The 13,961-nt window shown below is 70.0% G+C and carries 10 protein-coding genes; 2 read left to right on the forward strand and 8 right to left on the reverse strand.

What is annotated here, in order from left to right; all coding sequences use genetic code 11:
• Nucleotide 1: 1 nt before the first annotated feature.
• From DBP14_RS00135 to DBP14_RS00150, 4 genes are all read right to left on the reverse strand, one after another.
• Nucleotides 2-1,108 carry a Zn-dependent alcohol dehydrogenase gene (locus tag DBP14_RS00135; RefSeq protein WP_129305019.1) on the reverse strand — a complete coding sequence of 369 codons (1,107 nt, stop codon included), beginning with the start codon at nt 1,106-1,108 and terminating at the stop codon, nt 2-4.
• On the reverse strand, nt 1,105-2,460 hold the full coding sequence (locus DBP14_RS00140; RefSeq protein ID WP_129305020.1) for a glutamine synthetase: 1,356 nt from the start codon (nt 2,458-2,460) through the stop codon (nt 1,105-1,107). The genes DBP14_RS00135 and DBP14_RS00140 overlap by 4 nt, the downstream gene beginning before the upstream one ends.
• Before the next feature lies 1 nt (nt 2,461).
• Nucleotides 2,462-3,067 carry a hypothetical protein gene (locus DBP14_RS00145; RefSeq protein WP_129305021.1) on the reverse strand — a complete coding sequence of 202 codons (606 nt, stop codon included), beginning with the start codon at nt 3,065-3,067 and terminating at the stop codon, nt 2,462-2,464.
• 175 nt (nt 3,068-3,242) lie between these two features.
• A complete protein-coding gene (locus tag DBP14_RS00150; protein WP_129305022.1) occupies nt 3,243-4,697 on the reverse strand; it encodes an NAD(P)/FAD-dependent oxidoreductase in 1,455 nt (484 codons plus the stop codon).
• Nucleotides 4,698-4,993: 296 nt separating this feature from the next.
• Here DBP14_RS00150 and DBP14_RS00155 point away from each other — a divergent pair, with 296 nt between their 5' ends.
• On the forward strand, nt 4,994-6,631 hold the full coding sequence (locus tag DBP14_RS00155) for a long-chain fatty acid--CoA ligase (protein ID WP_129305023.1): 1,638 nt from the start codon (nt 4,994-4,996) through the stop codon (nt 6,629-6,631).
• Between the two features lie 90 nt (nt 6,632-6,721).
• On the opposite strand, the gene DBP14_RS00160 is transcribed toward DBP14_RS00155, so the two are convergent.
• The 4 genes from DBP14_RS00160 to DBP14_RS00175 all read right to left on the reverse strand — a co-directional run bounded on the left by DBP14_RS00160 (nt 6,722) and on the right by DBP14_RS00175 (nt 12,529).
• Nucleotides 6,722-7,306 carry a TetR family transcriptional regulator gene (locus DBP14_RS00160; RefSeq protein ID WP_129305024.1) on the reverse strand — a complete coding sequence of 195 codons (585 nt, stop codon included), beginning with the start codon at nt 7,304-7,306 and terminating at the stop codon, nt 6,722-6,724.
• Nucleotides 7,307-7,498: 192 nt separating this feature from the next.
• Nucleotides 7,499-8,194 (reverse strand): transporter, encoded by a 696-nt coding sequence (locus DBP14_RS00165; protein WP_129305025.1) that lies wholly within the window; start codon nt 8,192-8,194, stop codon nt 7,499-7,501.
• A gap of 67 nt (nt 8,195-8,261) precedes the next feature.
• Complete coding sequence (locus DBP14_RS00170) at nt 8,262-9,731, reverse strand: MFS transporter (RefSeq protein ID WP_129305026.1); 1,470 nt, start codon at nt 9,729-9,731, stop codon at nt 8,262-8,264.
• Between the two features lie 368 nt (nt 9,732-10,099).
• On the reverse strand, nt 10,100-12,529 hold the full coding sequence (locus DBP14_RS00175; protein WP_129305027.1) for a SpoIIE family protein phosphatase: 2,430 nt from the start codon (nt 12,527-12,529) through the stop codon (nt 10,100-10,102).
• 346 nt (nt 12,530-12,875) lie between these two features.
• On the opposite strand from DBP14_RS00175, the gene DBP14_RS00180 reads away from it, so the two are divergent.
• Nucleotides 12,876-13,829: an alpha/beta hydrolase gene (locus tag DBP14_RS00180; protein ID WP_241740734.1), complete on the forward strand. Its 954-nt coding sequence runs from the start codon at nt 12,876-12,878 to the stop codon at nt 13,827-13,829.
• The last annotated feature ends 132 nt before the right edge of the window (nt 13,830-13,961 follow it).

Here is a 13,961-nt window from a genome sequence, read left to right on the forward strand (position 1 = left end):
GTCACACCTCCCCGACCCGGGCGACGACGCGGATCTCCCGTCCGGACGCCAAGGCCTTGAACCCTTCGTTGATGGTGGCCAGGTCGCACCGGGCCGTGACGAGGTCGTCCAGGTGTAGCAGGCCCATGCGGTTGAAGTGCACGTACAGCGGGACATCGACCTTGAAGTGGTTGGATCCCATGAACGAGCCCTGGATGCGCTTCTCCTGGAGGAACAGCTCCGCCCCGCGGAGCGGGACCGGCTGGGAGTCCGGGATCATGCCCATCACGGTGGCGGTCCCGCCCGGCCGGAGCATGGCGAACGCCTGGCCGGCCGTGGTGCCCGAGCCGACGGCCTCGAACGCGTGGTGCACACCGGTGCCGGTGATCGCCCGCACCGCCGAGACCGGGTCGCCCTTACTCGCGTCGACGACGTGCGTCGCACCGAACCGGACGGCCCGCTCCAGCTTGCCCGGCACGACGTCGATCCCGATGATCTGCGCGGCACCCGCCAGTTGTGCGGCTTGGACGGCGGAGAAGCCGACCCCGCCCAGCCCGATGACGGCGACGCTGTCGCCGGCGTGCACCGAGGCGCTGTGCAGGACCGCGCCCATGCCGGTGGTGACGGCGCAGCCGAGCACACTCGCCGTCTCCGGGCGGATGTCGTCCGGGATGGCGACGAGGGCGTTCTTGTGGACGAGGATCATCTCCGCGAAGGCGCCGATGCCGGCGGTCGGCCGCACCGGCCGGCCGTCGCCCTTGGTCAGGCGCGGCCGGGGCCGGTCCTGTTGCAGCCGTGAGCGGTTCACGCACAGGGTCTGCCGTCCGGTCACGCAGTACTCGCAGGTGCCGCAGTGCACGGACAGGCAGGTGACGACCGTGTCGCCGGGCGCGAACTCCGGCACGCCCGGACCGGCGGCCACGACCCGGCCGACCGCCTCGTGACCGAGGACGATGGGCGGTTGGGTGTCGAAGGTTCCGTCGATCTCGTGCAGGTCCGAGTGGCACAGGCCGGCGTACGCCACCTTCACCAGGACCTCGTCCGGTCCCGGGTCGTCGATCGCGAGCTCCTCGAGTTCGAGCGGGCCCGGGGCCGTGTTCAGGACGGCGGCTGTGATCCGGGTGCTCATGCCAGCTCGAAGTATCGGCCGCGCTCCCACGGGGTGATCCCGGAGTCGGGGTCGCCCCCGCCGGTGTGGAACGACAGCCACTCCGACAGGCGCGTGCCGATCCAGTAGCCGACGAACTCGACTCCGAGCGCCTCGGGCAGGATCTTGTCCGCTTCGAGTGCCGCGACCGCCTGGGTGATGCTCGCCGGAATCGGCTCCCCGTCGGGGCGGAACCAGGCCATGCCGGTCAGGGGGGTGGGCGGTTCGAGTTCGTTGCGGATTCCGTGGAGGCCCGCGCCGAGGACGGCCGCGGTGACCAGGTACATGTTCGCGTCCGAGCCGGGGACGCGGTACTCGATGCGGGACTGCTCGGGGTGGTCCGCGACGGCGCGCACCGCCGTCGTCTTGTTGCCGACTCCCCAGCTGACGGTCGTGGGCGGACCCTCGGCGGGGACGAGCCGGCGGTAGGAGGTGATGAAGGGAAGGGCGATCGACGTCGTACCCGCCATCGCCGGCATCACGCCGCCGATGAACCGGCTCATCACCGCGGACGGGCCGTCGGGGCTGTGGAAGGCGTTCCCGTCCGGCGTCGCCAGCGAGAGGTTCAGGTGCGAGGCCTGGCCCCAGGCGTCCGACCACTTCGCCATGAAGGTCACGGTCCGGCCGAGCTCGTGGGCCACCTCGCGCATCACCTGGCGGGTCCGGGCCCACCGGTCGGCGACCTCGACGGCACCGCCCAGGGCGACGTTGACTTCGATCTGCCCTGCGGCGGCCTCGTCGTTCCAGGCCTCCCAGTCGATGCCGACGGCCCGCAGCCGCTCCTCCACCCGCTCCAGGTAGGCGCGCCAGTCGGCGTCCTTGGCGAGCACGTACGCACCGCCGCTGGTGCCGCCGAGCGGAGTGAGATTGTCGTAGCCGTTGGCGCGGGCCTCGCGGACCGATTCCTCGAAGACGGTCGCTTCGATCTCGATGGCGGTGCTGACCGCGAACCCGAGCTGCTGGGCGTCGGCCTCGACGCGGCGCAGCAGGTTGCGCGGGCAGACGGAGACCGGGGTGCCCTCCTTGGTCCAGAAGTCGCCGATGACGGCCGCCTTGCCCGGCTTCCACACCACCAGCGTGCCGAGGTCGGGGCGGAGGAAGATGTCCGCGAGTTCGCCGCGCCAGGAAGGGAAGGGGATACCGAGGATCGGGTTGCCGCCCAGGTCGTTGCCGAACACGACATCCGCGAAGGCGAATCCCTGCTCGACGCCGCCCAGGAACTTCTCCCGCGACAGGGTCTTGCCGACGAACGTGCCGTCGAGGTCGGTGGCCTGGATCTCGACGGACGTGATGCCGTGCTCGTCCAGCCAGCGGTCAAGGTCGTTGATGGTCATCTCAGCCACTGAACCGGGCCTTCCAGTGCGCGCCACACAGTGCCGACAGGTGCGCCACACTGCCGACGACGGTGACGCCGGTCGCGAGCGCGAACAGAAAAGAATCACCGCGGCCGCTGAACGCCGCCGCCAGCGCCTCCGCTGGGCCGTGCACCTCGTACGCCCCTGCGCCCTCACCGAAGAGGACTTCCTGCTCCTCGGTCTGGCAGACCACGCGGAGCCCCCCGGGGAATCCGGTCGAGCCCCGGTTCGCCGCCCAGAAGGACGATGCGGCTTCACGCCAGTCGGGTATCGGCGGGTTCAGCAGGGTCTCCACCGCCGAGGCGAGCGCATCGGGTGTCTCGGCGAGCGCGTAGTCGGAAAAGGGCACGAGGGGGATCGCTTCGACGCCCTCGTCCACGCCGTGGTGGATGTCCACGCCGCCCTCGGCGAAGAGCAGGGTCGCGGTCTGGGAGTCCAGCTGCGATCGCAGCGCCACGGTGCCGCCCAGTCCCGTGAGCAGATCACGGAGTTCGGGAACCGCCGCGCTCTCGCGCAAGGCCCTCGCCAGCGAGAGCACGAGCGGAGTCGGATCCGCTTCGGCCTCGATTCTCACAGCGCCGTTCATGGGCACTCACCTCAATCATTCGCGGCCGGACTCAGGGGGCCGGCACCCGTTCACAGAATTTGCGGGTCAAGTGACCTGTTCATATGACTGAGTCGCTTGACTGACTCGAAACTAGACCTGGCAGAGCGCGGGTGTCAACCACATGCCGGCACAGAATTCGGTCCTTGCCGCGGCTCTAGGAGAAGCGCAGGGCGCCGTCCTCGAGAGGCGCGCTCAGAAGGTCCCTCATCTGCTCGTGGACCTGGGGGTTGATCCACGGCGCGCGGTCGCCCTGGACCGGCATCTCGCCCATGTGGCGCACCAGGTAGCCCGAGGAGACGTCCTTGATCCAGGGCCCCCTCGTCATGCCCTGGTCCTCGTCGCGCAGCACCGGCGTCACGACCGCCGCGCCCAGCTCGTCCATCCTGGTGAGCAGCGAGCTCCAGAACCGGTTGACCAGTTCGAGGCGGAGGGTCCAGGAGGAGTTGAGGTAGCCGAAGGCCATCAGGAGGTTCGGGACCCCGCTGAACGCGACCCCCTTGTAGGTGAAGGTCTTCGAGAAGTCGATCGGCTCACCGTCCAGGCTGAACAGGATCTTTCCCAGCGTGACGAGCCGCAGGCCGGTCGCGGTCACGATCACGTCGGCCGGGACCTCCTCGCCGGACGTCATGCGAAGGCCCGTCTCGGTGAACGTCTCGATGTGCCCCGTCACCACGTCGGCCCTGCCGTCCCTGATGGCGTGGAAGAGGTCCCCGTTGGGCACCAGGCACAGGCGCTGGTCCCAGGGCTCGTAGGCCGGGGTGAAGTGCCTCTCCCGGCAGTCACGGCCGACGATCTTCTCGATCTCGTCGAAGAGGGGCTTCTTGAACGCCTCGGGATCCGCCCGGGCGAACCGGTACTTGGCCTGCTGGTCGTGGGTGTTGCGCAGCCGGATCCGGGTGAAGGCCTCGTGCCCTCCCACCTCCACGCGCAGCCGGTTCGCCTCCTCGTCGACATCCGAGTCGATGGCCACGTAGGAGGGCGACCGCTGCACCATCGTGACCTTCGACGCGGTCTGCGCGAGGGCGGGGACCAGGGTGATCGCGGTGGCACCGGATCCGATGACGGCGACCCGCTTTCCGGTGCAGTCGAGGTCGTCCGGCCACTGCTGGGGGTGGACGACCGATCCGCGGAACGCCGACTGGCCGGGGAACTCCGGCTTGTGGCCGCCGTCGTGGTCGTAGTAGCCGGCGGCCACGTAGAGGTAGGAGCAGGAGACGAGTTCGCGACCGGTGGGCCCCACGATCTGGAGGTCCCAGGAGCGGTCGTCCTGCGACCAGTCGGCGCTCAGAACCCGGCGCCCGAGGCGGATGTGGGGCGTCAGGCCGTACTCGTCGACGGTCTCCTTCAGGTAGTCGAGGATGGCCCCTCCGGAGGCGATCGACTTCTCGGGGGTCCACGGCTTGAAGCTGTACCCCAGCGTGAACATGTCGCTGTCGGACCGGATCCCGGGGTACCGGAACAGGTCCCACGTGCCGCCGACGTCGGCGCGCGCCTCGATCATGACGAAGGACCGCTCGGGGTGCGTCTCCTTCAGTTCGACCGCCGCCGCGATGCCCGAGAGGCCGGCGCCGACGATCACGACGTCGACGCGCTCGATGGTCTGGTCCACAAGGATCACTTCCAACCGTGTTCACACGATGCGTTTCAGCACGTCGGTCCGGCCGGGCAGCACCTGGCCGGACATCCCGCCGCCCTTCGTCAGGGCATTGCGACGGCCTCGCAAAGTTGAGTAGAGTCATATGACTAGATCGATCGTCTAGATCAATCGTTCAACATGAGGGTAGCCAGGCCCTCCGGGCCCGCGTCAACCCCGGCCGCGTCGATCGCGTTCTCCGCGACCAGGCAGGACCCCTGCTGCGCACCTCGCATGCCGACACGGCGACCTCCCCACCCAAGGAGCAAGGAATGCTGAGCACGATGCAGGACGGGCCGCTGTCGCTCGCCACGCTGCTGCGCCACGCGACCTCTGTACACGCCGACGCCACCGTCACCACCTGGACCGGCCAGGCGGCACGCCGCCGTACGTTCGGTGAACTCGGCTCGCGGAGCGCACAACTGGCGAACGCCCTGCGCGCCTTGGGCGTCGGCGCCTTCGACCGCGTGGCGACGTTCATGTGGAACAACACCGAACACATGGAGATCTACGCCACGGTCCCCGCCACGGGCGCGGTCCTCCACGCCCTGAACATCCGGCTCTTCCCCGAGCAGCTCGTGTTCATCGCCCACCACGCCGAGGACCGGGTGGTGTTCGTGGACGGAACGCTCGCGTCCGCCTTCGAGGAGGTGCTCCCCCGCCTTCACACCGTGCGCCATGTGGTGGTCGTGAACGGTGACGCGGCCGGCTTCCGCGCGCCGCGCGGGGTCGAGGTCCACGACTACGAGTCCCTGCTCAAGGCTCAGCCCGGCGGGTACGACTTTCCCGTCCTGGACGAACGCTCAGCCGCGGCGATGTGCTACACGTCGGGCACGACCGGCGATCCCAAGGGCGTGGTGTACTCGCACCGTTCGCTCTTCCTGCACGCGATGCACGTCACCACTCCGGCCGCGATGGGGCTGTCGACGGGCGACAGATGCCTGGCGGTCGTGCCGATGTTCCACGTCAACGCCTGGAGCCTGCCGTTCGCCTCCATGCTGTCCGGCACGTCGCTCCTCATGCCCGACCGCTTCCTGCAGCCCGAGCCGCTGCTGGCCATGATGGCAGCGGAGCGGCCGACCACCGCCGCCGCCGTACCGACCATCTGGACGGGGCTGGCCGCCAGGCTCGCGACGCACCCCCAGGACATCAGCCATCTGCGCGAAGTCGTCGTGGGAGGCTCGGCGATGCCGCCCACGCTGATGAGGACGTTCGAGGAGGATCACCGGGTCAAGGTCGTCCACGGCTGGGGGATGACCGAGACCTCGTCCGTGGGCACGGTCGCCCACCCACCGGCCCACGCCAGGGGTGAGGAGCTGTGGCGCTACAGGATGAGCCAGGGACGGTTCGCGCCGCTCGTCGCGTTCCGGCTCAAGGACGACAACGACGCCCTCGTCCCCCACGACGGCGAGTCGCTCGGCGAGCTGCAGGTGAGCGGCCCCTGGATCACGGGGTCCTATTACAGCCCGGGCGAGGAGCCGGTCGAAGCCGGTTCCTTCGACGACGGATGGCTGCGGACCGGTGATGTCGGCCGGATCAGCCCCGACGGGTTCCTCACCCTGGTCGACCGCGCGAAGGACGTCATCAAGTCCGGCGGCGAATGGATCTCCTCCATCGACATGGAGAACGACATCATGGCGCATCCCGCCGTCGCCGAGGCAGCCGTCTTCGGTGTCCCCGACGAACGCTGGGACGAACGGCCCTGCGTGGCCGTCGTCCTGAGGGACGGTGAACCGGCCGACGCCGCGGCCCTGAGGGAGCACCTGGCCGGGACCTGGGCCAAGTGGCAGCTCCCCGAACGCTGGGCCTTCGTCGCCGAGATCCCCAAGACCAGCGTGGGCAAGTTCGACAAGAAGGTCCTGCGCCGCCAGTACGCCGATCGCCGGCTCGCCTTCATCCGCCTGGGTTAGAGCCGCGCCTCAGCCCCGGGTGCGCTCGTGACGGCGGCGTCTGCGGCACGCGCTCCAGCGTCCGGAGACGCCGCCGTTCACGGCGGCGTCTCACGCGTTATCCCCCAGGAAGGCCCTCAGCATCGCGCAGGCGGTCGCGGTGTCGCGCAGCGTGCGCTCCTTGTCGCCGTTGGTGAGCAGCTGCAGCGAGAGCCCGTCGACGAGGGACATCGCGACCCTCACCACCGAGTGCAGCTCCTCGTCCGAGAGGGTCACCTCGACCTGGCGCAGGACGTCCTCCGACGACTTGAGGAAGGCGTCGTAGAAGCCGACGGACAGCTCGGGGTCGTAGCGCTCGGCCCACAGGGTGACCTCGATCATGGCCCGTATCCGCACGGGGTTGTCCACACTCCACCGCATGGCGCGCGTCAGACACTGTTCCATGACGGGCCCCAGGCTCGCCTTCTCACCCTCCGGCAGATCGACGTCGACGGGCAGTTCCTCGGAGAGCTGCGCGAAGACGGCGAGCAGGAGGTTTTCCTTGTTCTGGAAGCAGTAGTGGAGGGACGCGAGGGGGGCCTTCGCCTCGTCGGCGATCTTCCGGGTGGTGGCTCCGTCGGCACCCTCGCGAGCGATCACCCGCACAGCCGCCTCGATGAGCTGCTCTCGCCGCGCGTCTGCTGACACGTACGCCATCCGACCCTCCCGGACATAGTGACTTAGTCATTTGAACCACTTGAACGCTACCACGCCCGGGCGCCCGCCTTCGGCGAAGCGTCGTGGCCGGACGAGAAAGCGCCTTCCTCCTGGCCGGTGAACCCTGCTGCGGGATTCCGCCGGTCCGGGCGGAAGGCGCTTACGACGCCGTTCGGATCCTCGGTGCGATGTTCAGGTCCGGGCAACGCTCCGTTCGTCCGACGCCGGCTCCGCACCCGTCGCCACGTTGTGGCGGTGCAGCGCGCGGTACGCGATGTAGTACACGAAGGCCTGGAGCCCCCAGGTGGTCAGCGCGAGGATGTAGAAGATGGTGCGGGACTCGTCGTCGCCCGGAATCGGGAAGAAGTCGTACGTGAGGGCGATGGCGGTCGCCGCGGCGGTGGTGAGCGCGGCACCGATGGCCGGACCTCTGGCCCTGATCTTCCAGAGCCGCCACGAGAAATAGGCGAGAAACACGGTGGAGATCGCGTTGACGACGACGTAGAACGTCGCCGGGACGACGTGGAACCCATGGCCGTGGAACTGCTGGAGATACAGCCCGGCGACGATGCCCAGCACGAACACGCCGATGTCGACGGCCGGTGTCGGCTTGTACCGGTGCGTCACCCGCATCAGACCCATGACGAGAATCAGGGAGACGCCCACCGATCGCGAGAAGGCGTCGAAGAAGTACGCGATGAAGTACATGAAGCTGTGCTTGTCGCCGCCGAGGAGCGACCAGACGAGGAAGTTCGAGCCGGATGTGGCGACGATGAACCATTCCAGGCCGAGCAGGTAATTGTGGTACTGCCGAATGAGTTTCCATCCGTAGAAGAAGCCGGCGAAGATCATCCAGAGGTCGGCCAGCATGAAGAGCAGGTTTTTCACGGTGTGCGGTTCCTTTGGCTGGGCCTGTGTTGCCGAGCGGAAGACCGGTCTGTACAGGGATTCCGGTTCAGGACGCGGTGCTTTCGGCCCGCCGGCCGGAGCGCGCGCGTGAGACCAGCACGGTCACCACGACGAGCAGGGCGAGAACTCCCGAGAGCCAGTAGCCGATGCCGTAGAGACCCTTCGCGGCGACCTCGAGTCCGGTGCCGGGCACGGAAATCAGGGAGGCACTGAGGTCGCCGCTGACCAGGGCCGTGCCGAGGGTGAATCCCACGGCCATGAACGTGCCGGCGGCCCCGGCCGCCATTCCGGCCTTCTCCTCGGGCACGGCCATCTGCACCAGGGTGAAGCTCGCCGTGTAGCCGATCCTGCACCCGAGACCCATGACCGCGGCGCCCACCAGGTAGTGCCACCGCTGGTCGTGCGCCACGGCGAGCCAGGCCAGTCCCGCCGCGCTGACCAGCGCTCCGGTGACGAAGACGGGCACGGCCCGGCCCTTGAACAACGCGCGGTCGAGCACGGTACCGCGGACCAGGAACGCCGCCGCGAAGGGCGCCATGAGCCAAGCGGTGTCCAGCGCGTCGAGGCCGAGGCCGTACGCGTCCGCCGGGCGAAGAGCAGTGGGACTGGTCTGGGCGTAGGTGCTCAGCAGGAGCAGGAAGGCCGAGTTCACCGCCGCGAACAAAGCGATGCACACGCACGAGGCGGTGACCAACGGCGCTTTCATCATCGCGACGTCGAACACCGCCGAGGACGACCTGCGCTCGACGCGCACCCAGGCGATGCCACCGATGACCCCGGCCGCCAGGGGAATGAGTGCGGCCCTGCCCCACACCAGGCCCTGCGTCAAAGTGAGCAGGACGGCGGCGACCCAGGCGATCATCCACACCGTGCCGAGCACTCCGATGCGGCGGCCGCGTTCGGCGGGCGGGGCGTGCGGGATCGTGGCGTAGGAGGCGACGGTGGTGGCCGCGCAGGCGGCGGTGAGGATGATGAAGAAGCTGCGGAGCGACAGGGTCGCGACGATGACGCCGCCGCCGATCATGCCGACGACGATGCCGACACCGGTGGCGATGACCAGGACCGCGACGCCCACCGTGATGCCGCTCTCGCCCAGATTGCGGCGCAGGAATCCCAGCGGGAGCAACTGTGCCGCGCCGCCGAAGCCCATCAGCGTGCAGCCGGCCAGAAGGGTCGGGTACGAGTCACCGACGGCCGGGATGAGCGCGCCGATCGTGAGGAACGCGGAGGCGGCCACGGCGGCGTTCCGGTCGCCGTGCACGTCGGCGAGACGCGGCAGCAGGATGAAACCGGCTCCCCCGCCGAGGGTCAGCGCCGAGTAGATCCACGTCGTCTCGGCCACCGTGGCCAGGTGGTACTGCGCCTGTATGAGCGGCAGGAGCGGTGGCAGGAGGAAGACGACCGCGTTGGTCAGGACGACCAGCACCGCGCCCACGGCGATGAGCGCCCCCTTGTTCGGCGCCGGGCGAGAGGGCGCCGCGCGGCCGAGTCCGGCGGGCTGATGGATTTCTGTCATGGGTGTTCTCCGGTTCCTGGGCAAAATGTGGTCCGGGAGCCCAGCGCCGACGGCGAGGCAGCCGTCGGCGGCTGAGCAGATCCGTGGGGACGGGGGGTCTTCCCCGGGGCGCGGGAGGGCGAGGTCATCGCCCGTCGAGAGCGCGTCGATGGTTCGGCCGCGTGTGCTCGCCTCGACCGCGGCGTCTGCGCTGACGCCGGGAGCGGCCTGTCGCGGGGCTCGGCCGCGCGCCGGAGCGGCGCCGCCCCGTACGCTAAGACCAAGTGAGTCATCTGTTCAAGACATGCGACCAAGAAAAAGAGACGTGCGCCGGTACTTCCGTTTCCGTGCCGTGGCGATCGCGGCGACCTGACGTCACCCGAGAGGCGTCACAGTCCGAACGCCAGCGGGGTGAGCTTGTCGGGGTCCAGCGACAGTTCCGTCCAGATCGTCTTGCCGGCCGGCGTGTAGCGGGTGCCCCAGCGTTGCGTCATCTGGGCGACGAGGAAGAGGCCGCGGCCCCCCTCGTCCTCCATCGCGGCTCGCCGCAGGTGCGGGGAGGTGTGGCCGCCGTCGGAGACCTCGACGATGAGTCCGCGTTCCCGGATCAGCCGCAGGCGGACCGGGGGGCGGCCGTAGCGGATCGCGTTGGTGACCAGTTCACTGACGACGAGTTCCACGGTGAAGGAGGCGCTCTCGTCGACTTCCCACCGCTCGAGCCGTTCGGTGACCAGCGACCGCGAGCGGGCCACTTCGCCGGGGTCGGCGGGGATGTCCCACGTGGACACCAGGTCCTCGGCGAGGGCGTGCACGCGGACGAGGAGCAGGGCGGCGTCGTCCTCGGGCGGCCGCGGCAGCAGCGCGGCGGTGACGCTGTCGCAGAGGTCTTCCAGCGGGTCGCGCCCAGGGCGGGTGATCGCCTCGCACAAGGCGCGGATCCCCCCGTCGACGTCCCTGTCCCGGCTCTCCACCAGCCCGTCGGTGTACAGCGCGAGCACAGCCCCTTCCGGCAGCTCGACTTCCGCGCTCTCGAAGGGAAGGCCGCCCAGGCCCAGCGGCGGCCCGGAGGGGAGGTCGAGAAGTTCGGCGTGCCGGCCGGGCACGACCAGCACGGGCGGCGGGTGCCCCGCTCGCGCCATGACGCAGCGCCGCGACACCGGATCGTAGATCGCGTACAGGCAGGTGACGCCGAACGCCTGGTCCTCCGCCTCGTCCGCCGTCCGGATGGCACCGGACTGGACCACCAAGTCGTCCAGGCGGGCGAGCAGTTCCTCAGGCGCGAGGTCCAGCGCCGCGAGGGCGCCCACGGTGGTACGCAGACGTCCCATGGTGGCCGCCGCGTTCATCCCACGGCCCGCCACGTCCCCGACGACGAACCCGACGCGCGCCCCGGACAGCGGGATGACGTCGTACCAGTCCCCGCCCACGCCCTCGCCGCCCGTGGCCGGCAGGTAGCGGTGGGCGAGCTCCACCCCGGCCGGCCGGGGCAGTGCGCGGGGCAGGAGGTCCTGCTGCAGCATCAGCGCGGTCGCGTGTTCGCGGGCGTACCGGCGGGCGTTGTCCACGCACACAGCGGTACGGGACGCCAGTTCCTCGGCGAGCGCGATTTCCTCGGCGTCGAAGGGATCACGCGGCGCGGACCGCACGAGGGCCACGGCCCCCATCGCGACTCCGCGGGCTTCCAACGGCAGCACCAGAGCACCGGCGGCCGGGTCGCGGACCGGCGCGGCGTCCGCGAGGCATCGCGGACCTGCCGCGTCCAGGACCGCGGCCGCGACGTCACCGGCCGCCGCGGGCCGCGCGCTCCGCGCCACCTCGCGCAACTCGGCACCGGCCTTGCCGCCGCTCACCGGCACCGGGGGTTCCTGGCCGCTCAGCACCGGCGCGAACAGAGCGACCACGGCCGCGTCGGCGAACTGTGGAACCACCAGGTCGCCCAGCTCAGCCGCCGTGCGCCGCATGTCCAGGGTGCCACCGATGCTGCCTCCCGCCCCGCTCAGCAGCGCCAGGCGCTGCCGGGCCACATAGCGCTCGCTGATGTCCACGCCGGTCTCGCAGACTCCGACCGGCGCTCCGTCCTCGTCGTTGAGCACGAAGTACGAGGCCGTCCAGACGTGCTCGCGCAGCGGCTCGAGCGGGGTGTCGCTCCGGTAGCGCATGTCGATCACCGGCTCGCCGGTCCGCACGACGCGTCGGACGATCTCCTCGATGTCCGGCACCTCATACCCCTCGTCGCTCAGCAGCGCGCCTTGCGGGAGGAGGTCCTTCGGGAACTTCCCGGCACATTCCCCCGCGGGGACGCCGAACTGCTCCTCGACCGCGTGGTTGAACCAGCGGAGCCTGCCGTCCGTTTCGTAGAGGGTCAGCAGGACGGGTGACTGGTGGTAGAGCCCGGCCAGCACCGCCTGATCGACGGCCCGCTCGCGCAGTTCCTTCGCCGGCATCGCCTGGACGAGCCAGGCGGCCTGGGAATTGCCATCGGGCAGCCGGCCGCAGGTCACGGCCGCCTCGACCCTGTGCCCGTCGCGGTGTCGTACCCCCCGGACCGTCGGCGTCCGCCCACGACGCCCGCTGGTGGCGAGCAGGCCGGTGCCGGTGTCCGCGTCGGCCAGGATCACATCGGCGGGACGGCCCAGCACCTCATCCGGGCGGTACCCGAACAACGTCTCGGCTTCTCGGCTCCATCCAGCGAGCCGCTTTTCGTCGTCCAACACCATGATCGCGGTCTCGGCAGCGGACACACCCGCGCACAGACCGCCGTGCGGCGATTCCGCGTCCTGAGGGTCCTGGGAGTCCTGAGGGCTGTTGAGCTCGGTCATGGCCGTTGTCCGTATCCCGTGGGACGGAGCCTGTGGCTCGTTCAATGTATCGCCGGATCTCGGGTCCGGCCTCTCCGCACGACGGGCCGGCCGGCCTGTCGTGCGGAGCCGGGGACGGCGATCGGTCCCCCACCGAAAGCACGTCCCAAGTGTTGATCGCTTGATTTAGTCATGCGACTATGTCCAGATCGTGTCAAGGCCCTTTCCCGTGGAGTTGCCAGTGACCACTCCCTCTGTCCAGCGATCGACACCCTCCGCCGGCCCGGACGGCGCCCGACCACAACCCCCCGCCGCAGGAGGGCAAGCGCCACCCGCCTGGCGCGGACTCCTCGATGCCGAGTCGCTCGTGGCAGCCGACTTCCTGGCCGAGGTCCTCCCCCAGCCCCTGCACACCCTCGGCCTGGACGGGGTACGGAAATTCACGGCCCCGCAGCCCCCGCCCCGGCTCACCCAGGTCGCGTCCGTGGCGGAAGAGAACGCGACCTGGGCGGGACCGGCCGGTACGCACTCCTCCGTGAGGGTGCGGGTCTATCGGCCGCGCGTGCCCCGCTCGGGTGCTGCCGGCCTGCCCTGTCTGCTCTATCTCCACGGTGGGGGCTTCACGGTCGGCAGCCTGGACGGAGTCGACGAAGTGTGCCGTCTCTTCAGCCGCCACGCGGAGTGCGTCGTGGTCTCGGTCGACTACCGGCTGGCCCCCGAGCATCCGTGCCCCGCCGCCATCGACGACACCAGGACGGCTCACGCCTGGCTCGTCGAGAACGCGGCGGATCTCGGCATAGACAGCCGCCGCATCGCGGTCGGCGGCGACTCGGCCGGTGGAGGTCTGGCGGCGGCGCTCTGCCTGGACCTGCGCGACCGCGCCCTGCCCCAGCCCGCGCTCCAGGTCCTCGTCTACCCGGCGGTGGACGACTCCTTCGCGCGCCCGTCCTGGACCGAGTTCGCGGACGCCCCCCTGATGGGGGCCGCCGACGCGCAATGGTTCTGGCGTCAGTACGTCGGTGACGACGGCGTTGCCCCCAGTCCACTCGCGGTGCCCTTCAAGGCCGCGACTCTCGCCGGTCTCGCTCCCGCCCACATCATCACCGCGGAAGTGGATCCCCTGCGCGACGACGGCGAGGCGTATGCGCGACGGCTCGACGCGGAAGGCGTCCCGGTGCGGCACCGCCGCTGTCCGGGCGTGTTCCACGGGTTCTTCACCGAGGTCGGCGCCTTCTCCAAGGCCGCCGAGGCCGTCACGGACGCGTGTGCCGACCTGCGCGGCGTCTTCACCGGCGGGGGCCTCCCCGGCCCCCCCGCGTGATCGAGTCATCCGGCCCACGCCCGACGGAAGTCTCACCTCATCGGCAACGCGGACGTGCACGCCGTCACGGGTCGCCCTGACCCCGCCCGAACGCCACTTCACATCCTCCCGATCACCCAACTCGACCGCATA

It is taken from the genome of Streptomyces sp. L2 (assembly GCF_004124325.1).
Taxonomy (GTDB): Bacteria; Actinomycetota; Actinomycetes; order Streptomycetales; family Streptomycetaceae; genus Streptomyces.